We start from the raw sequence: 21,018 nt of genomic DNA on the forward strand, positions 1-21,018 counted from the left end.
GGCCTCAGGGTGAGTGATTAACGCTCGTCGCGACGTCCGCCAACGGCGGCCCACAGGCGACGCACGTGAACGGTCACCTCTTCACGATCGTGATACAGCTGACGCGCCTGGATCTGGGCGTTAACGCCGTGCTCGTCCAGTTGGGCCTGAATGTAGGCCAGATTCTGCGACACCTCTTCATAGCGCTTTTTCATCGGCAGCTTGAGGTTGAAGATGGTCTCCCGGCACCAGCCGTTGACCAGCCACTGCGCCATCAGCGCCGCCACTTTCGCTGGCTTTTCCACCATATCGCAGACCATCCACGAGATGTTATTGCGGTTAGGACGATAGCGGAAACCGTCTTCACGCAGCCAGGTCACCTGGCCGGTATCCATCAGGCTCTGGGCCATCGGGCCGTTATCGACCGAAGAGACCCACATGTTGCGTTTCACCAGCTGATAGGTCCAGCCGCCCGGGCAGGCGCCGAGGTCGACGGCATACATGCCGTTCGCCAGGCGCTCGTCCCACTCGTCCGCCGGAATAAAAACGTGGAACGCCTCTTCCAGCTTGAGGGTGGAGCGGCTCGGCGCGTCGGACGGAAACTTCAGCCGCGGAATGCCCATATAGAACGGCGAGTTATTGTTACTGTACGAGTAGCCGGTATAGCAGCAGCCCGGGGCGATAAAGAACACATGCACCACCGGACGCTTCGGCGTTTCATAGCTGGTCAGGACGCCCGCTTCGCGCAGCGCCGCGCGCAGCGGCACGGTAAACTTGCGGCAGAACTTCATCAGCTCTTTGCTTTCGTTGGTGTCCGCCACCTCGACGCGCAGATCGCCGCCCTTCTCCACCACGCCCTGCAGCATGCCGACGATCGGCGTAATGCGATCCTCCGGCGGCAGGTCGCGCAGCAGTTCGCCCACCACAAACATCTGGCGGGCGAAGATCAGCGAGCTGAACGGCAGATCGCGCACCAGCTTCTCGCCATCATCCTGCTGATAGCCTTCAAAAATCACATAGCCAGAGTCTTCTTTGACCCGGGCAAAACCAAACACCTCGAGGCGGGCTGCCTTATCGGTAATTTCTGCTGCGCACTCTTTCTCAAACCCAGGGCGACAATAGAGGACAACCTTATTCATGAACAACGCCCTTACGTTTCAGACGAATTGCACCAATTAACATTAACACCCAGCCGGCGAGGAAGCTCACGCCGCCCACCGGGGTCACGAACGCCCACAGGCGTAAATGAGAGAGCGCCAGGCAGTAGAGGCTGCCGCTGAACAGCACGGTCCCTAACGCCAGAAACACGCTACTCCAGTAGAACCAGATACTGATCCGACGCTGCATCGCCACCGCCAGACCAAAAATCGCCAGGGTATGGAAGGCCTGATACTCCAGGCCGGTATGGATCCAGGCCATCTCCGCCGCGCCGAGCGATTGACTTAAGACATGCGCGCCGAAGGCACCCAGAGCCACAAAGATAAAGCCGCTAATCGCGGCGAATATCAGCATAAAACGGCTGGTCATGTTGTTACCCTACAAGTAATTATTGTTCATAACGAAAGCGGAATTTTTCTTGTTCACTTGCCGCTTTCGCCAGAATCCACTGCCGGAAAGCGGCTATTTTACCCAGTTCTGCCTGACTGTCATGGCAAACAAGGTAAAACGCATTCTTACTGACCAGAACATCATTAAATGGACACACCAGGCGACCGGCTTCAATTTCGGACTGCGCCATGACATTGTTGGCCAGCGCCACGCCCTGCCCGTGAATGGCCGCCTGCAGCACCATCGCGCTGTGGCTGAAAATCGGCCCCTGCTGCACATTAATATGGCTTAGACCAAGCTGGCGGGTATAAGTTTGCCAGTCGCGGCGGGACGCATCGTGAAGCAGCGTATGTTGCGCCAGATCGGCAGGCGTTTTCAATGCTTTATCGCCGGTGAGCAGCAGCGGGGAACAGACCGGCAGCAGATACTCGGCGTACAGTTTTTCCACACGCAGGCCCGGCCAGTTGCCGCGACCGTAAAAAATCGCCACATCGACATCGTCCGCCAGCTTATCCTCCTGACGGTCCACCGCCTGGATCCTGACGTCGATTCCCGGATAAGCTGAGTTAAAGCTTGTCAGTCTCGGCACCAGCCACTGGATGGCGAAACTTGGCAATAAACTGACCGTTAATGCCCCTTTGGCGCTGCGCGCCTGCAGTTTACGCGTCGCTTCCGTCAGTTGCGAAAAAATCTCTTTAATATCCTGAAAATAGCTCTGCCCTTCTTCCGTTAACAGCAGCGAACGATTGCGCCGACGGAACAGCTTAAGGCCCAGAAAATCCTCGAGAGACTTGATTTGGTGGCTGACTGCGGCCTGCGTCACAAAAAGCTCATCGGCTGCCCGAGTGAAGCTGAGATGGCGTGCGGCTGCATCAAAAACACGTAATGCATTCAGAGGAGGTAATCGCTTCGACATGGTTATTCTGGCTTAGATGTTAACTCAATTTAACAAATAGGAAACAATGGTTAACCTATTAGTTTTTTTTATCTGAGCCATTATAAATTGTCCGTTGAGGTTCTACCAGCAAATACCTATAGTGGCGGCACTTCCTGAGCCGGAACGAGAAGCTTTTTTTGGAATGCGTGTTCCATCAAGCTTTTGGCTTACGGTTGTGATGTTGTGTTGTTGTGTTTGCAATTGGTCTGTCTTTGCAGACCCCGGTAGCAAGGCTACCCCTTTTCACTTCCTGTACATTTACCCTGTCTGTCCATAGTGATTTAATGTAGCACCGCAACGCGCGGTGCTTTTTTTTGCCTTTTTACTGCCTTACTCGTCCAGCTCACCCAGCTGTTTCACGTCAGAGCGATTGATCTGCTGTTTGTTGCCCCACGCGTCCTTATACGAGATCATGCCAGTATCATTATCGGTTTGCGGTTTCCCGTCGGTAACGATGGTCCGCCCATCATTGGTATGCATCACATAGTTAGAGGAACAGGCGCTCAGGCCTAAAGTCAGCATACAGGCAGAGATAATCGCAGCGGCCTTAGTCATTTTCATTTTTCTCTCCTTACGGCTATTTATACTATTCGTGACTCGTTAAGTAATAGGTTAAAACACAAACCCAACACTTTTCAGCATAACCCTCTTTGACCCACGTGGAGTCACATTCGGACAATTCCACAGAGCGCAGAGGCCTTGTCACGCCCGACAAATTGCGCGACGATCGCGGTATTGATACGAGGAATTCCATGAACGCATTCAACCCTGCGCACTTTCGCGCGCAGTTTCCGGCTCTGGCCGATGCCGGCGTCTATCTCGACAGCGCGGCGACGGCGCTCAAACCGCAGGCGGTGATCGACGCCAGCGACCAGTTTTATCGCCTGAGCGCCGGCAACGTCCACCGCAGTCAATTCGCCGCCGCCCAGCGGCTGACCGAGCGCTATGAGGCGGCCCGCGAGCGCGTGGCGGCGTGGCTGAACGCCCCCTCCGGCAAAGATATCGTCTGGACGCGGGGGACCACCGAGGCCATCAATATGGTGGCGCAGAGCTACGTCCGGCCGCGCCTGCAGCCTGGCGATGAAATTCTCGTTAGCGAAGCCGAGCATCATGCCAACCTCGTGCCCTGGCTTATGGTGGCCGGGCAAACCGGCGCCAGAGTGGTCAAGCTGCCGCTCGGCGCCGACCGCCTGCCGGATATCGCCAGCCTCAGCGCGCTCATTACCCCGCGCAGCCGGGTGCTGGCCATCGGCCAGATGTCCAACGTCACCGGCGGCTGCCCGGACCTGGCTCAGGCCATCCGCCTTGCTCACGCCGCCGGGATGGTGGTGATGGTCGACGGCGCGCAGGGGGCGGTACATTTCCCCGCGGACGTGCAGGCGCTGGATATCGATTTTTACGCCTTTTCCGGCCATAAGCTGTATGGCCCGACCGGGATCGGCGCCCTGTACGGCAAAAGCGAACTGCTGGCGGCGATGTCGCCCTGGCTCGGCGGCGGGAAGATGATCGCCGAAGTCAGCTTTGACGGCTTTACGCCACAGCCGGCCCCTTATGGCCTTGAGGCCGGTACGCCCAATGTCGCCGGGGTTATCGGCCTCAGCGCCGCGCTGGAGTGGCTGGCGCAGAGCGATATCGGCCAGGCGGAAAACTGGAGCCGCAGCCTGGCGAGCCTGGCGGAAGAGGCGCTGGCGAAACGGCCGGGCTTCCGCTCTTTCCGCTGCCAGCAGTCAAGCCTGCTCGCCTTTGAGTTCGACGGTATTCATCACAGCGATCTGGTGACGCTGCTGGCCGAGTCCGGCATTGCCCTGCGCGCCGGGCAGCACTGCGCCCAGCCGCTGCTGGCGGCTTTAGGAGTCAGCGGCACGCTGCGGGCCTCTTTCGCCCCCTACAATACCCAAGACGATGTTGCGGCGCTGGTCCACGCGGTGGATCGCGCCCTGGAAATTTTGGTGGATTAATGACGACCCTGCACCCCTTCGGCACGACCATTACCGACGCCACGCTGCGCCAGACCTTCGCCCCGCTGAACCAGTGGGAGGATAAATATCGGCAGCTGATTTTATTGGGCAAAAAGCTGCCGACGCTGACCGATGAGCGCAAAGCGCAGGCCCATGAGATTGCCGGGTGTGAGAACCGCGTCTGGCTGGGCTATGAGGAGGACGCCGAGGGCAGGCTGCACTTCTTTGGCGACAGCGAAGGAAGGATTGTGCGCGGTCTGCTGGCGGTACTTTTAACCGCCGTGGAAGGCAAAAGCGCCGCTGAGCTGCTGGCACAGGATCCGCTGGCGCTGTTCGACGAGCTGGGGCTGCGCGGCCAGCTCAGCGCCTCACGCAGCCAGGGCCTCAGCGCCCTGAGCGAGGCGGTGCTCGCCGCCGCCCGCGAGGTTGGGGTTTAAGCTCATCCCGGGGGCGGCGATTGACGCGCCTTGCCCGGGCTACGGGCTCGTGCAGTTTTGTCGCCCGGACAGGTGCGCAGCGCCGCCTCCGGGGAATTGTCCTGTAGACCGGGTAAGGCGCCTGCGCCGCGACCCGGGAGTTTACGTCGTCTGCCGCTCCGCCTTCGCCAGCATTTTCTTCAGCGCATGGGAGACGGCGACAAAACCAAAGGTCGCGGTCACCATCGTCGCGGCGCCAAAGCCGGATGCGCAGTCCATCCGCTTCGGCCCTTCCGCCGTACTCTTCATCGCGCAGACACTGCCGTCCGCCTGCGGGTAGACCAGCGCTTCCGTAGAGAATACGCAGTCCACGCCGAGCTTGCCTTTACTGTTTTTCACCACCCCAAACTGGCTTTTCAGACGCTCGCGCAGTTTAGCTGCCAGCGGATCCTGGATGGTCTTCGCCAGGTCAGCGACCTGGATCTGCGTTGGGTCAATCTGGCCGCCTGCCCCGCCGGTGGTGACCAGCGGCACTTTGTAGCGGCGGCACCAGGCAATAAGCGCCGCTTTTGGCCGGACGCTATCGATGGCGTCGATGACATAGCTGAAGCCGGCGCCCAGGTATTCGGCCACGTTTTCCGGGGTTACGAAATCATCCACCACCGTCACCCGACACTCCGGGTTGATCAGGCGAATACGTTCCGCCATCACCTCCGCTTTCGCCAGCCCGACGTTGCCGCTGAGGGCGTGGATCTGGCGGTTGGTATTGGTAACGCAGACATCGTCCATATCGATAAGGGTGATCGCCCCGATGCCGGTCCGCGCCAGCGCTTCCGCCGCCCACGAGCCGACCCCGCCGATCCCGACCACGCAGACGTGGGCGTCGGCAAAACATTGCAGCGCTTTTTCACCATATAAACGTGCCGTACCGCCAAAACGCTGGCGCCAGGCATCGCTGATTACAACAGACATAGAACCTCAGAACAAAATGACAGCGCCCGGAGGCCGCCGCAAACGGCGTCATCCGGGCGCCCTGGTCAACAGGCACGGCCAGGGGTGTTAGCCGCTAAAAACATTTCCCGCGCCTGGCGCGTTTTTCAGCACCCATACGCGGCCGTAGTGGTTATACCAGCCGGCACGGTGGCCAGCGTCAGGCCCAATGCCCTGATAGATGTCGAAATGCTGGCCTTTGATGGCCCCGCCAACGTCGAGGGCGACCATCAGACGCAGTTCGTACTGGCCGTTAAACTTGCCGTTATTATCCAGCAGAGGTACCTCGGCCAGCAAGGTGGTTCCCGGCGGAATAATCGACCGGTCGGAGGCCACCGAGGCGCGGCCGATCAGCGGCACGGCGCTGGCGCCTTTCACCGGCGCGAAAGACTGTGGTTTAAAGAACACGAACGACGGGTTCTGCTCCAGCAGCTCGCGCACTTCCGCTTCGCTGTGCTTTTCACCCCACTCGCGGATCGCCTGCATCGACATATCTTCTTTCTTCACTTCCCCGCGGTCGATCAGCACTTTGCCGATGCTGCGATAGGGCCAGCCGTTTTTCCCGGCATAGCTAAAGAAGTTGAGCGGCGAACCGTCGCCAAAATCGATATAGCCGCTGCCCTGCACGTCCATGATGAAGTTATCCATCAGCGAATTGCTGTACGCCAGCACATAGTTGTCGCTCAGCGCGCCGGCATAAATGCTGGCGCGGGACGGCAACTTGCCGCGCTTCGGCGGCATCCGGTAAATGGGGTACTGGAATTCGCCCTGACGGGTGTGGCGCGCCTGCACCACCGGCGTGTAGTAGCCGGTAAACTGGACGTTGCCATAGTTGTCGACGCCCTGCATCTGCCAGGCGTCGATGCCAAACTGGCGCAGCGTGCGAGTGTCGCCGCCGGCGCGCAGCCACTCCTGCAGCGCGTTATAGACGTTGCTCTGGCTGTTATAGAGGCGCGGAGAGGCGTTACGAATTTGATTAACCTGCTCGGAGAAGTCGCCGGCGTTGATCGGCGCCCCGACGGCATCCGGCTGGTTTACCAGTGAAAACGGCTGGGTGAACTTGCCATCGCTATATTGCTGACCGCGGTCGGTCGGTTTTGAGGAACAGGCGGCGAGCATAGCCAGCATCGCCCCCGTCGCTACGTATTTTGCCCAACGTCCTTTCATGGTGTCTCATCTTTTGCTGCGAAGCCTTAGTGCGTGTTGAAGATAACAAAGCGCCAGAGCTATTGAAATGCGCGATCTCATCGATGGCACAGATTTGTGTAAAAAAACACCACAACGTGGCGTTTTATAAGCCAATTCTTACAAAAATGTCGATTTGGTCGAAAAAAGGTTGCATCATCTCGCTAGCGGAGTATAGTGCGCTTCCACGGACGCGGGGTGGAGCAGCCTGGTAGCTCGTCGGGCTCATAACCCGAAGGTCGTCGGTTCAAATCCGGCCCCCGCAACCAATTAAAATTTGATGAAGTAAAGCAGTACGGTGACGCGGGGTGGAGCAGCCTGGTAGCTCGTCGGGCTCATAACCCGAAGGTCGTCGGTTCAAATCCGGCCCCCGCAACCAATCAAATTTGACAACGTGAAGCAGTACGGTGACGCGGGGTGGAGCAGCCTGGTAGCTCGTCGGGCTCATAACCCGAAGGTCGTCGGTTCAAATCCGGCCCCCGCAACCAACATCATAAACACCCTCAAGGGTGTTTTTTTGTTTCTGCCGCCGGCAAAACCTCTGCCGAAAACGGGAACGGCCATTGCCGCCCCATCTCCTGCTTACCCCTTAGGTAACACAATATTGCTGGCCGCCAGCATGCCCATGCGATGGTACATCGCACAGGCCGCCTCGACGATCGGCATCGCCAGCGCCGCGCCGCTGCCTTCCCCCAGCCGCATACCCATATTGAGATACGGTTCGAGTCCGAGGTGCGCCAGCGCGATACGCGCCCCCTTCTCCGCCGAATAGTGGGACGGGATCAGATACGGTTTTACCGCCGGCGCTATCCGGCACGCCGCCAGCGCCGCCGCGTAAGAGAGAAAGCCATCCAGCACCACCGGCAGCCCGCAGGACGCCGCCCCCAGCATGACGCCGGTCATCCCCAGCAGATCAAATCCACCGACTTTGCTCAGCACGTCGAGGCCATCCTTCGGGTCGGGCTGATTAAGGGCGATAGCCCGCCGCACGACCTCCACCTTGTTGCCAACCTTCGCCAGCGGCAAATTGGCGCCAATCCCAACCACCTCCTGCGCATCGCTGCCGGTCAGGACGCTGACCATCGCCGCCGCCGGCGTGGTATTGGCCATCCCCAGTTCGCCGACGCCAAACAGAGTCACGCCCTCCTGCGCCAGCGCGCGGGTGTAGCGCATCACCTCCAGCAGCAGCTCCTGCCCCTGCTCGCGGCTCATGGCCGGGCCGCGGGCAATATTGCCGCAACCCCGCGCCACCCGCATATTCACCACGCCGGGCAGCGGTTCGCTATCGATCCCGACATCAATCACGTGCACTTGCGCCCCGGCCTGGGCGGCGAGCACGCAGACGCCGGTGGTGCCGCGGGTCATATTGGCGGCCTGGATGGCCGTGACCGCCTTCGGCGAAATCGCCACCCCTTCGTCCCATACCCCATGGTCGGCGCACATCACCAGCAGGGCCTTTTTCGCCACCTGCGGCTGGCCGCCCAGGCCGGGCATTCCCGCCAGCTGCACCGCCAGCGCCTCCAGACGCCCGAGGCTGCCGGGGGGCTTGAGTAAGCCGTCGATGTGTTGCTGTGCCCGCGCCATGGCGTCGGCGTCCGGCGCGGGGATCGCCCGCAGTACCTCGTTTACACTTTGCATACAGAATCCCTGCCAGGGCTGGCCCGGTCGGCCAGCGATTGAGTTATTTGATTTTGACGCCGATGCCGGAGACCACCAGCCAGACCGCATCCGCCGCGGCCGCCAGGCGCTGATTGACCCGCCCGGCGATATCACGAAAATGCCGCGCCAGGCGGTTCTCCGGCACAATGCCCATCCCCACCTCGTTGGTCACCAGCACGACGTGCGCCGGGCAGCGCTGACAGGCGGCAATCAGCACGCCAATTTCGTCATCAATAGCCCGCTCCATGGCGGCGTAATCCCAGCCGTCGGGGTCGCTGTCGCCGCCGAGCGCGAACAGCAGGTTGGTGACCATGGTGGTAATGCATTCCAGCAAAATCGCCTCCTCTGGGGCGGTATCCGGGGTGATCAGTTCATCAAGCTGCTGCCAGCGCTCGGCGGTGCGCCAGTGGGCGGGCCTGCCGTCGCGATGATGCTGGATCCTTGCGGCCATCTCGTCGTCAAATATTTGCGAGGTGGCGATATATAAAACCTGCGGCGCATCGGCAATCAGCGCCTCGGCATGGCGGCTTTTGCCGCTGCGCGCGCCGCCGGTCACTAAAGTCAGCATACGGGCTCCTGATGTTGACGCATGATGGCGTAGATTTTTTCGATATCGATATGCTGACGCATCGCGTCCGCCAGCAGATCGAACTGGCGCGATTTATACTGTGCATACTCGAAATCGCTATCCAGCGCCGCCAACCCTTTACGCTGGCGCAGGCCGTTAACCAGCGCGCGGGTAAAGGCATCGCTATCGAATAGGCCGTGCAGATAGGTGCCAAACGCCAGGCCGTCATCGCTGACCGCGCCGTCCGCCACGCTCAGGCCGCCTTTATGTAATTGCATCAGCGAACGACAGCCGTCGCGCAGCTCGGTTTCGCCCATATGAATTTCGTAGCCGCTTACCGCCAGCCCCGCCGTTGCCGCCAGCCACACCGGCAGCGCCGGAGCCAGAGTCGCCGTGACCTGGGTCGTCGTTTTGCTGTGCGCAAAGTGGGTGACGGTATTGAGCAACCCCAGCCCCGGCTGGGTGCCAAGCCCCGACTCCACCTCATCGATAATGGTTTCGCCGAGCATCTGATAGCCGCCGCAGATCCCCAGCACCGGTACGCCCTGACGCCGGGCCTGCAGTACCGCATGCGCCATGCCGCTCTCGCGAAGCCAGCCGAGGTCGCCGAGCGTATTTTTACTGCCCGGCAGGATCACCATATCCACGCCCGCCAGCTCCTGCGGCTGGCGAACATAGCGGACGCGGACGTCCGGCTGCGCCGCCAGCGCATTGAAATCGGTAAAATTAGAGATATGCGGCACCTGGACCACGGCAATCTCAATATCGCGCCTGTCGGTGCGCAGATATTTCCCTTTTTGCAGCGCGACGCCGTCCTCATCTTCAAGATCGACGTCCAGCCACGGCATGACGCCGAGCACCGGGACGCCGGTGAGCGCTTCTATCTGCTCGATCCCGGAATACAGCAGCGCCACGTCGCCGCGAAATTTATTGATAATCACCCCTTTGACCCGCGCGCGCTCGCGATCGTGCAGCAGCGCGAGGGTGCCGTAGATAGAGGCGAATACGCCGCCGCGATCGATATCGGCCACCAGGATCACCGGGCATTGCGCCATCTCGGCCATGCCCATATTGACGATATCGCGGTCGCGCAGATTGATCTCCGCCGGACTGCCGGCCCCTTCCAGCACCAGCACATCATGTTCGGCGGCCAGGCTGTTATAAACCGCGAGGATCTGTTCCCGCAGGCGCGGTTTATATTCGTGATAGCTCACCGCGTCCATATTGGTCGCCACCTTGCCCATCAGCACCACCTGCGCTTTGCGGTCGCTGGTTGGCTTAAGCAGCACCGGGTTCATGCGCACATCCGGGATAATACCCGCCGCTTCGGCCTGGAAAATCTGCGCCCGGCCCATCTCTTTGCCATCCGGCGTGATACCGGAGTTCAGCGCCATATTCTGTGATTTAAACGGCGCGGTGCGCAGCCCATCCTGATGAAAAATGCGGCACAGTCCCGCCACCAGCACGCTTTTCCCGACGTCGGAAGCGGTGCCCTGTAACATAATTGCCAGCGTCATGACGCCTCCTTCATCGCGTTGCTTCGCATCCGCGTAAAAAAATCTTCTTCGGTTTTACACAGCGGCAGCCCGAGCTGCGCGTGCAGTTTCACCAGCCACGGCTGGGTGAGCCCGGCCTGGGCCATCAGTTCGCTGCGGGCAAACACCTCCCCGGGTTCGCCGTGCGCCAGCACTTCGCCGCGGCGTAACACGTAAACCGCATCGCTGATTTCATAGATCAGATCGATATCGTGGCTGGAGATCGCCACGTGGTTGCCGCGATCGGCAATGCGCTTAATGATGTCGATCATCTGCGCGCGTCCCGAAGGATCGAGACCCGCCGTCGGCTCGTCGAGCAGTAAATAGCGCGCCTGCAACACCAGCGCGCCGGCTATCGCCACGCGCTTTTTCTGCCCGTGGCTCAGGCACTGAATCGGCTGGTGACGAAACCCCTGGGCATCGACGAGAGTCAGGGCATCGTCCACCCGGCGGGCGATCTCCTCTTCCGCTACGCCCAGGTTGCGCAGGCTAAAGGCGATATCGCTGTCGATATCGGTATAGAAGATTTGCTGGTCCGGATCCTGAAACACCGTCGCCACCTGCTGGCGCAGCGCCAGCAGGCCGCGCTTGCTGTAATCCAGCGCCTTGCCCTGCCACAGCACTGCCCCTTGCTGCGGGCGCAGCAGACCGCTCAGGTTCATAAACAGCGTCGACTTTCCGCAGCCGTTGGCCCCCACCAGGCCGGTCACCGCATGGCGGGAAAAATCCAGCGTCAGCCCCTTCAGCACCGGCTCGTCCTGATAGCGAAACCAGAGATCGGTCGTGGCAAGCATACTTATCCTTAAAGGTGAAAATCACCCTGGTACAGTTTGATATCCAGCGTGGTGCTCATCTGCTGGTAGCGAATCATCACCCGGGTAAACAGCAGTCCCACCAGCATCGCCAGCGAGCGATAGCCCTGCGGCACGCTACCATAGCCAAAACGCAGGGTTTGCGCGCGGTGAATCGCCAGCGCTTCGTCTACCAGAATAAAAATAAAGCGCCAGGTCAGCAGGATCTGCTCGGTCAGCAGCCGCGGCACCCGCCCGCGCTTGAGCAGTAAAATAAGCTGCGGGAACGGTAAATTAAGTACCAGCCAGAAGGTAGAGGCCAGCGCCGCCAGGCTGCGCCAGAAGGTCTGATTGGCGGTCGACAGCCCCTCCGGGGTGATGCCCAGCCAGACGCTGCCCAGCGGCAGGCTCACCAGCAGATCCTGCGGATTGCGGCTAACGCTGAACAGAATGGTCAGCACACCGATCAGCAGGAAGCCAAACGGCAGCGCCATCCAGCGGCACCAGCGCCACGGCGAGACCCGCAGCAGCCAGCAGGTTAAGGCGGCAATCAGCGCCATTTCGATACCCTGCCCCAGCGGAGGCAGGGTAAAGGCCAGCCCCATCAGCAGCAGCCAGAACAGGAACTTGCGCTCCGGTGCGACGTGAAACCAGCGGCTCTGATAGCTGAGTCGGTCAAACCCGGTCATCACGGCGCTGTCTACCTTTGCTGTAGCCCAGAATATAGAAAATCACCGCCGCGCCAATGGAGCCCTGGAGCGTAAACAGCAGGCTCTCAATTTCCCCGCTTGCCGGTTCGTAGAGCGGCTGGAACCACGGCTCATAATGCGGCGCGACCACCTGAATCTGGCTCTCCGCTTCGCCGTCCGAACCGCCGAATTCGCCGCCGTGATCGACAAAGAACGGCAGGATCACCAGCGCCACCACCATGGCGAACAATATCAGCGTCTTTTTCATGTTAATGCCCCTGTGCGGTAATCAGCTGACGTTTGGTCAACTGGTCGTAGATCATGACGGTTAACAGTCCTTCAGCAATGGCGATCGGGATCTGCGTCAGGCAGAAGATGCCCATAAACTTGGCGATCGATCCACCTGCTCCGGTTGCCGGATCGGGAAAGGCCACCCCGAGCTGGACGGAGGTGACAAAGTAGGTCATCAGATCCGCCAGCATGGCGCAGAGAAAGACCCCGACATCGCGACGGATCCCCGCCCGACAGGCCAGCTTCCACACCAGATAGCCGACCATCGGACCGATCACCGCCATCGACATCCCGTTGGCGCCAAGGGTGGTCAGGCCGCCATGCGCCAGCAGCAGCGCCTGGAACAGCAGAACGATCGCCCCCAGCACCGCCACTACGCCCGGCCCGAAGAGGATCACCGCCAGACCAACGCCGGTGGGATGCGAGCAGCTGCCGGTCACCGATGGGATCTTCAGCGCCGAAAGAACAAAAATAAACGCCCCGCAGAGAGCCAGCAGCACCTTCTGATTGCTCTCTTCCTGGACGATACGCCGCAGGCGCACCAGGCCGTACCACAGGCAGGGTAAAAACAGCAGCCACCACGCCAGCGCCCACATCGGCGGCAAAAAGCCCTCCATGATATGCATGGCGAACGCCTCCTGCGGGACGATGATCAGCAGAACAGCAGCCGCCAGCCCCCCATACGAAAGCTGCTTCAGCGATTGCACCTGATTCATTACGCCTCCTCCCACTGTTTGTTAACCAGGATGGTCGAGAAATAGGGCAGCGGCTGGTCATCGCTGACCTCGCGCAGGCTGCGCCAGCACTGCTCACCCGGCAGGGTGGCCTCTGACATCATCAGCGCCGCATCCAGCAGCCCCGCCTGCGCCAGCAGCGCCTTAATGCGGGCGAAGCGGCCGTAGACTTTCATCAGAACCAAACTGTCATGCTGGCGCAGCGCCGCGGCAATGTCCGCTTCCGGCGCGGTGCAGGAGATCACCGCCAGCGACTGCTGCTCCATGGCCAGCGGGGTTTTCGCCCGCGCAGCAATGGCGGCGAAGGAGGTAACGCCAGGGACAATCTCCAGCCAGTCCGGGCAGCCAATCCGCTGCAGCAGAAAGACCCAGGTGCTGAACAGCATGGCATCGCCGAGGGTGATAAATCCGACCTGCCTGCCCGCCGCCACTTCCTGGGCCAGCGCCGCGGCGACATCGTTCCACACCGCCTCTTTTTCCGCGCTGTCGGCGCTCATCGGAAAATGGCAGCAGCGGACCTCCGTGTGTGCGCCAAGGTACTCGCGCACGATGGAGAGGGCCAGGCTGTCGCCGCCTTTGCGACCGGCTGGCGCATACAGCACATCCAGCTGGCCGAGGATCCGCGCCGCACGCACAGTGATCAGATCGGCCGCCCCCGGCCCGGTGCTCAGGGCGTACAGTTTGCCGCTCATGCTGCTTTCTCCATCGCGTTATTCAGCGCCTGCTGCAGATGGGCGACGAACATCGCCCGCACCGCCGGATTTTCCCCTAACCCGCTCAGCCACGGCGTTGCCGTGATACCGGCGGCATTGAACAGCGTTTTCCAGGAGTCCTCTTCGTCCGAGGCCATATCGTTAATGGCGTGATCGCCGGCCACCAGCATCAGCGGCATCAGGTGCACGCCGGTCACGCCCTGGCGAGCGAGTTCGTTAATCACGATGTCCACTTCGGGATAGCTTTCCACCGCCCCCACCCGCGCCGGAAAACCCTGCACCGCCATCATATGATCCAGACAGGCGTAGGCCGCGAAGGCGTGGTGGCTGGCGCCATGCCCCATAAATACCACTCGTTCCGTCGCCGCCAGCGGCGGCATCTGCTGGCGCAGGGCCTGCATTAGCTGCACGTAATCGCCATGACCGCTCAACAGCGGCGCGCCCAGCGTCAGACGCTGAAAGCGCGGGCGCATGCTCTGCACTTCGCGAACGATCTTCTCGTACTCGTCGCCGTTGATAATGTGCAGGGACTGGATCGCCACATCCTGGTACCCCTGCTCGGCCAGCTTTTGCAGGGCCTGCAGCGGGGTATCGATATGGATGCCGTCGCGCTGCTGCAGTTTGCGAATAATCATCCCCGAGGTGAAGGCGCGAAACAGCGTGCGGTCCGGGCAGCTGGCGGCCAGATCGCGCTCGCAGGCGGCGATGTTCTTCTCGCGGGTGTCGTGATAGCTGGTGCCAAAGCTCACCACCAGAAGTGCTTTTTTCATATCCTGTTCCTCAAGTCGCCGACAGCCAGCGCGTCAGCCGCGCAGCGAAATCGGCCTGGCTTTGCAGTAATTCATCGCCCGTCACCAGCGGCGCCGGACGGGTAATGACGATGCAGGGGATCCCCGCATCGAGACAGGGTTGTACTTTTTCCTGATAGCCCCCTTCCGCCCCCGAGGCTTTCGTCACCACGACGTCGGCCCGGCACTGGCGATAAAAGGCGGCGTTAAATTCAGCGCTGAACGGCCCGCAGAGGGCAAAGAGCTCCCCCACGCCAAATCCCAGTTCGCTGCAGTGCTGAACTACCTCCGGCACCGGCAGCACCCGGGCAAGCAGCGTTTTATCCGCCAGCCCCGCCCGCCAGGCCGCCAGATCTTTGCTGCCGGTGGTCAGCAGGATCCGCTCGCCGAGGCGATGGGCTACCGCGCAGGCCTCGTTCAGATCGCCGACGACGTGAAGAAGCGGATGGCGCAGATCGCTCAGCTGCTCCGGCCTTTGATAGCGGCTGAGCAAGACTCCGACGCTGGCGCAGGCGCGTACAATATTCTCGCTGACCACCTCGGCGTAGGGGTGAGAGGCGTCGATTACCCAGCGGGTGCGTTGCGCCTTCAGCCACTCCGCCATCTGCTGCCACTCCATGCGCCCGCAGCGTATCTGGCCACGGATAGCGCCGGCCAGCTGCTCGCCGGTGGAGGTCGCCACCGACAGGGTGTAGCGCACGCCGGCGGCGTCCAGCTGCTGGCAGATCGCCCGCGCATCGCTGGTGCCCCCGATAACCAGCACGTCGCCGTGGTTCACAGCGCGTAGCCTCGCGGGGTAATCATCAGACCGTTATCGATGTATGTCGCTTTGTTGCCGACGATCACCAGGCTGGTCATATCCACCGGGGCGAAATCCATCTCCCCGAGGGTGGTCAGCCATTTCTCCTGCTTTTTACGCCCGGCGGATTTGACCACGCCAACCGGCGTATCCGCGCTTTTGCTGGCCGCCAGCAGCGCAAAGGCGCGCGCCAGATGCCCTTCGCGGCCGCGGCTGCGGGGGTTGTAAAAACAGATAACGAAGTCCGCTTCCCCGGCGGCGACAATGCGTTTTTCAATCACCGACCACGGCGTCAGCAGATCGCTGAGGCTGATATGGCAGAAATCATGCATCAGCGGCGCGCCGAGCAGCGAGGCGGCGGCGATACTGGCCGTCATCCCCGGGATCAGGCGGACCTCAATGTCCAGCTGCTGCTTATTAACCAGCTCCAGCACCAACCCCGCCATGCCGTAGATGCCGGCGTCGCCGCTGCTGATCAGCGCCACGTTGTGCCCGGCCTGCGCCAGCTCGATGGCCGCCTGGCAGCGTTCAATCTCTTTGCACATGCCGGTTTTGATCACCTGCTTGTCACCGGTAAAGGCTTTTACCAGGTGGGTGTAGGTCTTGTAGCCCACCACAATCTCCGCCGCCTGCAGGGCCTCCACGGCTTCCATGGTCATCATCGCCTGCGAGCCAGGGCCAATTCCGATTACGCTTAACATCAGTGTGAAACTCCCAAAGTAATAGTGACGCCCTGCTCGCGCAGGGTTTCGCCGGACAGGTTTCCCTGACTCAGCAGCCAGGCCACCGGGCCGGAGACGCTGCCGACGCCGACCGTCTCCCGGACAAAAGACGAGGCCGGAAAGCGGTGCTCGTGCTCGCGCAGCGCCTCGGCGCTGAAGGTTTCGAACGGCACCCGGCAGCGATGAGCCAGCTGGCGGAGCCCCGGCTCGTTTGCCTTCAGGCTCACGCTGCCGATCGCTTTCAACGCCAGTGGGTCAAGGCGCTGGGCAGCAAGCTGGCGCTCCAGCAGCGTACTGAGCAGCGCGCAGGGGGTGTCGCGCCGGCAGCCGATCCCCGCCACCACCCGCTGGGGCACCAGCTTCCAGTGAGGTATCGGCAGCGGCGGCAGCGACCGGCGCAGGGTGATGCAGATCAGCGCGTCGAGCGACGGCAAGCGCGTAAGGTTCCTCACCGGAATAAAGCCGCGCTGGTCGCAGCGGCTTAGCGCCTCGGTAAATTCAGCGTCGCACCACAGTCCCACCCGCTTACCGCTCACCAGCATCTGATTGACGGTTTTCACCGTCGCGCGAAAATCGGTCATCCGGGCGTTCAGCTCAACAGCCAGTGTGTCGAGGGCGGCCAACTCGTTGACGTCGGTTGCGGTGGTGATCACCGGGTCGGCGCCGAGCATCCCGGCGAGATAGCGGGTCAGGGCATTGGCCCCCCCGGCATGGCCGGAGAGCAGGCTGATGACGTGCCGGGCGCGCTCATCAATCACCACCACCGCCGGGTCGCTGAGCTTGTCATTCACCAGCGGCGCCAGCACCCGCACGGCAATCCCGGTGGCGCCGATAAAAATCAGCGCCGAAAAGCTGCTGAACGCCTCGCGGGCAGCGCTGGCAAAGCCGCCGTTAAAGGGGATAAACCCCTCCTCCTGCAGCGCCTCGCTGGTGTAGCAGGTGAGCGGCAGCATGGCCGCCAGCCTTTTTGCCAGCCGCACGCCGCCGGGCGTCAGGCAAAACAGGGCAATGGATTCAGGCTTTACGGTATTCATGGCTAAAATCCGCTGCGTACAGTTTGGAGTAGTGATACTCATCGCCGAGGAAGGGACCGACGAGGATCAGCGCCGTTTTGCGGATCCCGGCGTCGCGTACCTTATCGCCGATGTCCGCAAGGGTTCCGCGGACGGTCTGGCTTTCCGGCCAGGTGGCCTTATAGATCACCGCGACCGGGGTGGTCGCCGGGTAGCCGCCCTCCACCAGCCGCTCCGCCACCCGGTGAATACGCTGCACCGACAGGTAAATCGCCATCGAGGTCTGGTGGCTGGCAAAGGCCTCCAGCTGTTCGCGCGCAGGAACCGGCGTGCGCCCTTCCAGACGGGTAATAATCAGACTTTGCGATACCTCGGGCACCGTATATTCCACCCCCAGCTCCGCCGCCGCCCCGAGGAAGGCGCTGACGCCCGGCACCACCTGCCAGCGGATCCCGCGGCGGGTCAGCTCTTCGCCCTGCTCGCGCACCGAGCCGTACAGCGAGACGTCCCCCGTCTGCAGGCGCACCACCGTTTTTCCCGCCTTCACGCCCGCTTCCATCAGATCGAGGATCTGCTCCAGATGCAGCGCGGCGCTGTCGTGACACTCCGCCTGTGGCGGACAGTAGGCCAGCAGCTCGGTGTTGATCAGCGACCCGGCGTAGATCACCACCTGCGCCTGCTGCAGCAGACGGTAGCCTTTGAGAGTAATCAGTTCGCGATCGCCAGGACCGGCGCCGACGAACCACACGCAATGGGGATCAAAAGTCTCAGCCATGGTTTCCTTCCTTCTGACAGGCGATGACAAAAACGGGATTATGGGGTTTGAAGTAGTGGCCGCTGCCCAGCGTGGTCAGCGATGAGACGTTCAGCTGCAGGCAATCAATCTGTGTAATCCCCCGCTGCTGCAGATAGTCGAGAGCCGCATTCAGGTTCTCCTGCAGGATAAAAGTCATCACCAGACGGCCACCGGGATAGAGCTGCTGCCACGACCAGTCAATGAGCTCGTCGAGGCGGCCGCCGCTGCCGCCCATAAAAATGGCGTCGGCGCGTTCGGTCATCACCATCGGCGCTTCGCCGGGCAGGATCTCAATATTGCCGCAGGCGAAATGCTGGCGGTTTTCGTCCAGCAGCCGGAGAGCCGCGGGGTTGCGTTCGATGGCGGTTACCTGCAAAGAGGGATACTGCAGCGCCGCCTCAATCGACACGCTGCCGGTACCGGCGCCGATATCAATCAAGTGGCTTGCCCGGTGTAGCTCAAGTTTGGCCAGCGCCAGCGCGCGAACCGCCTCTTTGGTCATCGGCACCTTCTCGCCGCGCAGAAAAAGCTCATCTTTCATCGAGGATCACCACCGCGTTCATCTCATATTCGGCATCGACCTCACTGACCGGTAGCCAGTGGATCCGCTCGTTATCCATCGCCAGATTTTCGCCAATCACCATCCAGCGATACCCTTTACCCCGCGCCGCCAGCTGGGCGGCGATTTCCCGCGGCCCGCAGCGCCCGTCGGTCACCATCGCCACCTTGCGCTGGCGCGCCAGCTCATCAAAACAGACGTCCCGTCCGTGGCTGCTGGTCAGCCAGATATCGTTCATATCGATACCGGCCTTCGCGCAGAGATACTGCACCGCGCTGATGCCGGGGATAATGCGCACGCGCTCGATGCCAAAGTGGGCGATCAGCCGCGTGCCGATGCCGTAAAAGAGCGGGTCGCCTGAGGCCAGCACCACCACTTTCTGCGCTGCGCGTTCGCCGAGCCAGACCAGCAGTTCGGCAATATTGGCGCCCAGCGCAAACCGTTCGCCGCGAAATCCGGGGAACTGATCTAAATGCCGCTTACCGCCTACCAGCGCATCCGCGCTGGCGACCGCATCTTGCGCCGCCGGCGTCATCAAATGCAGGCCTGACGGCCCCATGCCGACCACCGTTAACATGACATCTCCCGCGCAATCTCGGCGATCGGCCGATTGCTGCCGAGAACCTTGTTATCAAAGGAGAACATGATGGCGTCGCAGACGGGCGGCGCTTTGGTAAAGCGCAGCATCTGCATCACCCGCAGACAGATGCGTTCAGCAAGATGGTTATAGATAGGCTGAAAACCGTACGCGTCGATGTGCTCCATCGCCGCTTCGGTGGTATCGCATTCGCTCACCAGCTGCAGCAGCGCCAGCGGTGCCCCCTGCAGCGCCAGATGCGCGACCAGCGTTTCCATGCGCGCATCGGCGATATGGCTGTGGGTATGGAAGATCCCGGCGGCGACTTTAATCAACTTGCCGGGATGGCCAATCAGCACAATCTGACGGAACCCGAGGCGCACGGCCTCTTCAATCATGTAGCCGACGAAGTTGCTCATGGTGACCACCACCTGCGAGTCGATGCCCATCTGCTCACGTACGAAGCGCTCGCCGTGGTTCCCCGGCACCAGCACCACGCGCTCCAGTCCGGCGGCGCGTTTGATCTCCAGCTCGAGGGAGAGCGAGCGCTTCCAGCTCTCTTCCGACATCGGGGTGACGATCCCGGTGGTGCCGATAATCGAAATCCCGCCGAGGATCCCCAGCCGCGCGTTATAGGTTTTTTGCGCCCGCACCTCGCCCTCCGGGGCGAAAATCTCTACCGTCGCCCCGCGCGACGGGCCAATCGCCTCGCGCACCGCCGACTCGATGGTGTGGCGCGGGGTGCGGTTAATCGCCGGGCTGCCGATGGGCAGGCCGATCCCTTTGCGGGTGACTGTGCCGACACCTTCGCCGCCGCGCAGGGTTATCTCGCCGGAGTCGTCGAGCGTCACGCGGGCGAAAATCAGCATCCCGTGGGTGGCGTCAACGTCGTCGCCGCCGTCTTTACGAATCGCGGCGATCGCCTGCTGCCCTTCGACGTGCGGCGACTCGACGTTAAGGCACAGGGTCACGCCGGAAGGGGTGACAATGGAGACCTGATGAATGAGGTGCTGGCGCATCACCATCAGCGCCGCCACCTTAGCCGCCGCCGTGGCGCACGAGCCGGTGGTGTAGCCCTTGCGCAGGGCTTTGCCGTGATGCCACACCGGGTCGTCAAAGGCCTGATCGCTCATTGCGCCTCCCGCAGGTGGTACAGCAGGGCGTTCACAATTGCTGCCGCCACGTTGCTTCCCCCTTTGCGGCCGAGCGCAGCGATAGCCGGCAGGCCGCTCTCGCTGAGCGCCGCTTTCGACTCCGCGGCGCCGACGAACCCGACCGGCACCCCCACCACGCCGCCGATGGCCGTTTCGCGGTGTTCCAGCAGGCGAAACAACGCAGTTGGCGCATTGCCAAAGACAAACACTTTCTCCCCGGGCTCCTGCACCGCAATATCCACCGCCGCCATCGAGCGGGTCATCCCCCGGCTTTGCGCCTCGCGCACCACCCGCGGGTCGCTGATATAGCAGCGGCATTCGCCGCCAAAGCGGGCTAACAGGGTTTTGTTGATCCCGGACAGCGCCATGGTGGTATCGGTATACAGGGTGCAGGGCCGGCTCAGCGCCTCGCTCAGAGCGATCAGGGCATCCGGAGAAAACCACAGAATATCCAGCCACTCGAAGTCAGCGGTGGTGTGGATCACCCGCTTGATAATCGCCTCGTGCAGCGGGCTGGCGAAACGGTAGTCCGGTCGCGTTTCGGCGATGATCTCGCTGATAATGTCGAAGCTTTTCGCCTCAATCGCCTGCGGTTGTTGTATGTACTGCATCAGGTT

The 21,018-nt window shown here is 61.6% G+C and carries 25 protein-coding genes and 3 tRNA genes; 5 read left to right on the forward strand and 23 right to left on the reverse strand.

All coding sequences use genetic code 11. From position 1 onward, the window contains the following. Positions 1-17: 17 nt before the first annotated feature. The 4 genes from rlmM to GQR96_RS19665 all read right to left on the reverse strand — a co-directional run bounded on the left by rlmM (position 18) and on the right by GQR96_RS19665 (position 3,019). Positions 18-1,118: a 23S rRNA (cytidine(2498)-2'-O)-methyltransferase RlmM gene (rlmM, locus tag GQR96_RS19650; RefSeq protein WP_004205518.1), complete on the reverse strand. Its 1,101-nt coding sequence runs from the start codon at positions 1,116-1,118 to the stop codon at positions 18-20. Beyond that, positions 1,111-1,506, reverse strand: a complete 396-nt coding sequence (locus GQR96_RS19655; protein WP_002915543.1) for a DUF423 domain-containing protein — start codon at positions 1,504-1,506, stop codon at positions 1,111-1,113. The genes rlmM and GQR96_RS19655 overlap by 8 nt, the downstream gene beginning before the upstream one ends. A gap of 19 nt (positions 1,507-1,525) precedes the next feature. Next, a complete protein-coding gene (gcvA, locus tag GQR96_RS19660; protein WP_002915545.1) occupies positions 1,526-2,443 on the reverse strand; it encodes a glycine cleavage system transcriptional regulator GcvA in 918 nt (305 codons plus the stop codon). A gap of 351 nt (positions 2,444-2,794) precedes the next feature. Further along, on the reverse strand, positions 2,795-3,019 hold the full coding sequence (locus GQR96_RS19665) for a YgdI/YgdR family lipoprotein (RefSeq protein ID WP_002915549.1): 225 nt from the start codon (positions 3,017-3,019) through the stop codon (positions 2,795-2,797). A 197-nt stretch (positions 3,020-3,216) separates the two neighbouring features. Here GQR96_RS19665 and csdA point away from each other — a divergent pair, with 197 nt between their 5' ends. Together csdA and csdE are read left to right on the forward strand one after the other, a co-directional pair. Further along, positions 3,217-4,422 (forward strand): cysteine desulfurase CsdA, encoded by a 1,206-nt coding sequence (gene csdA / locus GQR96_RS19670; RefSeq protein ID WP_004205516.1) that lies wholly within the window; start codon positions 3,217-3,219, stop codon positions 4,420-4,422. Beyond that, the gene (csdE, locus tag GQR96_RS19675; RefSeq protein WP_048295494.1) at positions 4,422-4,859 is read left to right on the forward strand and encodes a cysteine desulfurase sulfur acceptor subunit CsdE; all 438 of its coding nucleotides are present in this window, start codon (positions 4,422-4,424) and stop codon (positions 4,857-4,859) included. The genes csdA and csdE overlap by 1 nt, the downstream gene beginning before the upstream one ends. Positions 4,860-5,000: 141 nt before the next feature. Here csdE and tcdA read toward each other — a convergent pair whose 3' ends face one another. Together tcdA and mltA are read right to left on the reverse strand one after the other, a co-directional pair. Continuing rightward, complete coding sequence (tcdA, locus tag GQR96_RS19680) at positions 5,001-5,810, reverse strand: tRNA cyclic N6-threonylcarbamoyladenosine(37) synthase TcdA (RefSeq protein ID WP_012540708.1); 810 nt, start codon at positions 5,808-5,810, stop codon at positions 5,001-5,003. An 87-nt stretch (positions 5,811-5,897) separates the two neighbouring features. Further along, positions 5,898-6,995 (reverse strand): murein transglycosylase A, encoded by a 1,098-nt coding sequence (gene mltA, locus GQR96_RS19685; protein WP_002915579.1) that lies wholly within the window; start codon positions 6,993-6,995, stop codon positions 5,898-5,900. Positions 6,996-7,205: 210 nt separating this feature from the next. On the opposite strand from mltA, the gene GQR96_RS19690 reads away from it, so the two are divergent. From GQR96_RS19690 to GQR96_RS19700, 3 genes are all read left to right on the forward strand, one after another. Beyond that, positions 7,206-7,282: transfer RNA gene (locus tag GQR96_RS19690), tRNA-Met, on the forward strand. 33 nt (positions 7,283-7,315) lie between these two features. After that, positions 7,316-7,392, forward strand: a tRNA-Met gene (locus GQR96_RS19695). Between the two features lie 32 nt (positions 7,393-7,424). Continuing rightward, positions 7,425-7,501, forward strand: a tRNA-Met gene (locus tag GQR96_RS19700). Positions 7,502-7,595: 94 nt separating this feature from the next. Here the strand turns inward: GQR96_RS19700 and cobT are convergent. From cobT to GQR96_RS19785, 17 genes are read right to left on the reverse strand one after another with little or no spacing between them, the layout of a single operon-like run. Further along, entirely contained in the window at positions 7,596-8,651 is a 1,056-nt protein-coding gene (gene cobT / locus GQR96_RS19705; protein WP_023319039.1) for a nicotinate-nucleotide--dimethylbenzimidazole phosphoribosyltransferase, read from the reverse strand. A gap of 43 nt (positions 8,652-8,694) precedes the next feature. Next, a complete protein-coding gene (gene cobU, locus GQR96_RS19710; RefSeq protein WP_043520796.1) occupies positions 8,695-9,240 on the reverse strand; it encodes a bifunctional adenosylcobinamide kinase/adenosylcobinamide-phosphate guanylyltransferase in 546 nt (181 codons plus the stop codon). Continuing rightward, complete coding sequence (locus GQR96_RS19715; protein ID WP_065905335.1) at positions 9,234-10,757, reverse strand: cobyric acid synthase; 1,524 nt, start codon at positions 10,755-10,757, stop codon at positions 9,234-9,236. Before GQR96_RS19715 ends, cobU begins: the two co-directional genes overlap by 7 nt. After that, positions 10,754-11,569: an energy-coupling factor ABC transporter ATP-binding protein gene (locus GQR96_RS19720; protein ID WP_065905337.1), complete on the reverse strand. Its 816-nt coding sequence runs from the start codon at positions 11,567-11,569 to the stop codon at positions 10,754-10,756. Before GQR96_RS19720 ends, GQR96_RS19715 begins: the two co-directional genes overlap by 4 nt. A gap of 8 nt (positions 11,570-11,577) precedes the next feature. Further along, positions 11,578-12,255: an energy-coupling factor ABC transporter transmembrane protein gene (locus tag GQR96_RS19725; protein WP_032456554.1), complete on the reverse strand. Its 678-nt coding sequence runs from the start codon at positions 12,253-12,255 to the stop codon at positions 11,578-11,580. Beyond that, complete coding sequence (locus GQR96_RS19730) at positions 12,242-12,523, reverse strand: energy-coupling factor ABC transporter substrate-binding protein (protein ID WP_032456555.1); 282 nt, start codon at positions 12,521-12,523, stop codon at positions 12,242-12,244. Before GQR96_RS19730 ends, GQR96_RS19725 begins: the two co-directional genes overlap by 14 nt. Position 12,524: 1 nt before the next feature. Then, positions 12,525-13,262, reverse strand: a complete 738-nt coding sequence (cbiM, locus tag GQR96_RS19735; protein ID WP_065905339.1) for a cobalt ECF transporter S component CbiM — start codon at positions 13,260-13,262, stop codon at positions 12,525-12,527. Beyond that, on the reverse strand, positions 13,262-13,972 hold the full coding sequence (locus GQR96_RS19740) for a cobalt-factor II C(20)-methyltransferase (protein WP_060656701.1): 711 nt from the start codon (positions 13,970-13,972) through the stop codon (positions 13,262-13,264). Before GQR96_RS19740 ends, cbiM begins: the two co-directional genes overlap by 1 nt. After that, entirely contained in the window at positions 13,969-14,763 is a 795-nt protein-coding gene (locus GQR96_RS19745) for a sirohydrochlorin cobaltochelatase (RefSeq protein WP_017899205.1), read from the reverse strand. Before GQR96_RS19745 ends, GQR96_RS19740 begins: the two co-directional genes overlap by 4 nt. A 10-nt stretch (positions 14,764-14,773) precedes the next feature. Continuing rightward, complete coding sequence (locus tag GQR96_RS19750) at positions 14,774-15,559, reverse strand: cobalt-precorrin-6A reductase (RefSeq protein WP_065905341.1); 786 nt, start codon at positions 15,557-15,559, stop codon at positions 14,774-14,776. Next, the gene (locus tag GQR96_RS19755) at positions 15,556-16,281 is read right to left on the reverse strand and encodes a precorrin-3B C(17)-methyltransferase (RefSeq protein ID WP_049003250.1); all 726 of its coding nucleotides are present in this window, start codon (positions 16,279-16,281) and stop codon (positions 15,556-15,558) included. The genes GQR96_RS19750 and GQR96_RS19755 overlap by 4 nt, the downstream gene beginning before the upstream one ends. Next, entirely contained in the window at positions 16,281-17,336 is a 1,056-nt protein-coding gene (gene cbiG / locus GQR96_RS19760; protein WP_004205497.1) for a cobalt-precorrin 5A hydrolase, read from the reverse strand. Before cbiG ends, GQR96_RS19755 begins: the two co-directional genes overlap by 1 nt. Next, on the reverse strand, positions 17,317-18,090 hold the full coding sequence (locus GQR96_RS19765) for a cobalt-precorrin-4 methyltransferase (protein ID WP_004149602.1): 774 nt from the start codon (positions 18,088-18,090) through the stop codon (positions 17,317-17,319). The genes cbiG and GQR96_RS19765 overlap by 20 nt, the downstream gene beginning before the upstream one ends. After that, positions 18,083-18,652 carry a decarboxylating cobalt-precorrin-6B (C(15))-methyltransferase gene (locus GQR96_RS19770; RefSeq protein ID WP_023319048.1) on the reverse strand — a complete coding sequence of 190 codons (570 nt, stop codon included), beginning with the start codon at positions 18,650-18,652 and terminating at the stop codon, positions 18,083-18,085. Before GQR96_RS19770 ends, GQR96_RS19765 begins: the two co-directional genes overlap by 8 nt. Beyond that, on the reverse strand, positions 18,642-19,247 hold the full coding sequence (locus GQR96_RS19775; RefSeq protein WP_004205493.1) for a cobalt-precorrin-7 (C(5))-methyltransferase: 606 nt from the start codon (positions 19,245-19,247) through the stop codon (positions 18,642-18,644). Before GQR96_RS19775 ends, GQR96_RS19770 begins: the two co-directional genes overlap by 11 nt. Next, a complete protein-coding gene (gene cbiD, locus GQR96_RS19780) occupies positions 19,241-20,380 on the reverse strand; it encodes a cobalt-precorrin-5B (C(1))-methyltransferase CbiD (protein WP_004205492.1) in 1,140 nt (379 codons plus the stop codon). The genes GQR96_RS19775 and cbiD overlap by 7 nt, the downstream gene beginning before the upstream one ends. Further along, entirely contained in the window at positions 20,377-21,012 is a 636-nt protein-coding gene (locus GQR96_RS19785) for a cobalt-precorrin-8 methylmutase (RefSeq protein WP_004205491.1), read from the reverse strand. The genes cbiD and GQR96_RS19785 overlap by 4 nt, the downstream gene beginning before the upstream one ends. Positions 21,013-21,018 lie beyond the last annotated feature (6 nt).

Origin of the sequence: Klebsiella sp. PCX (assembly GCF_021869705.1) — a bacterium.
Lineage (GTDB): Bacteria > Pseudomonadota > Gammaproteobacteria > Enterobacterales > Enterobacteriaceae > Klebsiella > Klebsiella quasipneumoniae.

Excerpts from the sequence above, each read along its gene's own strand:
- GQR96_RS19785 (WP_004205491.1), bottom strand. The coding sequence starts at position 21,012 with ATGCAGTACATACAACAACCGCAGGCGATTGAGGCGAAAAGCTTCGAC.
- rlmM (WP_004205518.1), bottom strand. The coding sequence starts at position 1,118 with ATGAATAAGGTTGTCCTCTATTGTCGCCCTGGGTTTGAGAAAGAGTGC.
- cbiG (WP_004205497.1), bottom strand. The coding sequence starts at position 17,336 with ATGAATACCGTAAAGCCTGAATCCATTGCCCTGTTTTGCCTGACGCCC.
- GQR96_RS19715 (WP_065905335.1), bottom strand. The coding sequence starts at position 10,757 with ATGACGCTGGCAATTATGTTACAGGGCACCGCTTCCGACGTCGGGAAA.
- GQR96_RS19720 (WP_065905337.1), bottom strand. The coding sequence starts at position 11,569 with ATGCTTGCCACGACCGATCTCTGGTTTCGCTATCAGGACGAGCCGGTG.
- cbiD (WP_004205492.1), bottom strand. The coding sequence starts at position 20,380 with ATGAGCGATCAGGCCTTTGACGACCCGGTGTGGCATCACGGCAAAGCC.
- GQR96_RS19740 (WP_060656701.1), bottom strand. The coding sequence starts at position 13,972 with ATGAGCGGCAAACTGTACGCCCTGAGCACCGGGCCGGGGGCGGCCGAT.
- GQR96_RS19665 (WP_002915549.1), bottom strand. The coding sequence starts at position 3,019 with ATGACTAAGGCCGCTGCGATTATCTCTGCCTGTATGCTGACTTTAGGC.
- GQR96_RS19725 (WP_032456554.1), bottom strand. The coding sequence starts at position 12,255 with ATGACCGGGTTTGACCGACTCAGCTATCAGAGCCGCTGGTTTCACGTC.
- csdA (WP_004205516.1), top strand. The coding sequence starts at position 3,217 with ATGAACGCATTCAACCCTGCGCACTTTCGCGCGCAGTTTCCGGCTCTG.
- GQR96_RS19770 (WP_023319048.1), bottom strand. The coding sequence starts at position 18,652 with ATGAAAGATGAGCTTTTTCTGCGCGGCGAGAAGGTGCCGATGACCAAA.
- mltA (WP_002915579.1), bottom strand. The coding sequence starts at position 6,995 with ATGAAAGGACGTTGGGCAAAATACGTAGCGACGGGGGCGATGCTGGCT.
- cobU (WP_043520796.1), bottom strand. The coding sequence starts at position 9,240 with ATGCTGACTTTAGTGACCGGCGGCGCGCGCAGCGGCAAAAGCCGCCAT.
- tcdA (WP_012540708.1), bottom strand. The coding sequence starts at position 5,810 with ATGTCTGTTGTAATCAGCGATGCCTGGCGCCAGCGTTTTGGCGGTACG.
- GQR96_RS19745 (WP_017899205.1), bottom strand. The coding sequence starts at position 14,763 with ATGAAAAAAGCACTTCTGGTGGTGAGCTTTGGCACCAGCTATCACGAC.
- GQR96_RS19765 (WP_004149602.1), bottom strand. The coding sequence starts at position 18,090 with ATGGCTGAGACTTTTGATCCCCATTGCGTGTGGTTCGTCGGCGCCGGT.
- csdE (WP_048295494.1), top strand. The coding sequence starts at position 4,422 with ATGACGACCCTGCACCCCTTCGGCACGACCATTACCGACGCCACGCTG.
- cobT (WP_023319039.1), bottom strand. The coding sequence starts at position 8,651 with ATGCAAAGTGTAAACGAGGTACTGCGGGCGATCCCCGCGCCGGACGCC.
- GQR96_RS19730 (WP_032456555.1), bottom strand. The coding sequence starts at position 12,523 with ATGAAAAAGACGCTGATATTGTTCGCCATGGTGGTGGCGCTGGTGATC.
- cbiM (WP_065905339.1), bottom strand. The coding sequence starts at position 13,262 with ATGAATCAGGTGCAATCGCTGAAGCAGCTTTCGTATGGGGGGCTGGCG.
- GQR96_RS19775 (WP_004205493.1), bottom strand. The coding sequence starts at position 19,247 with ATGTTAACGGTGGTCGGCATGGGGCCGTCAGGCCTGCATTTGATGACG.
- gcvA (WP_002915545.1), bottom strand. The coding sequence starts at position 2,443 with ATGTCGAAGCGATTACCTCCTCTGAATGCATTACGTGTTTTTGATGCA.
- GQR96_RS19655 (WP_002915543.1), bottom strand. The coding sequence starts at position 1,506 with ATGACCAGCCGTTTTATGCTGATATTCGCCGCGATTAGCGGCTTTATC.
- GQR96_RS19755 (WP_049003250.1), bottom strand. The coding sequence starts at position 16,281 with ATGTTAAGCGTAATCGGAATTGGCCCTGGCTCGCAGGCGATGATGACC.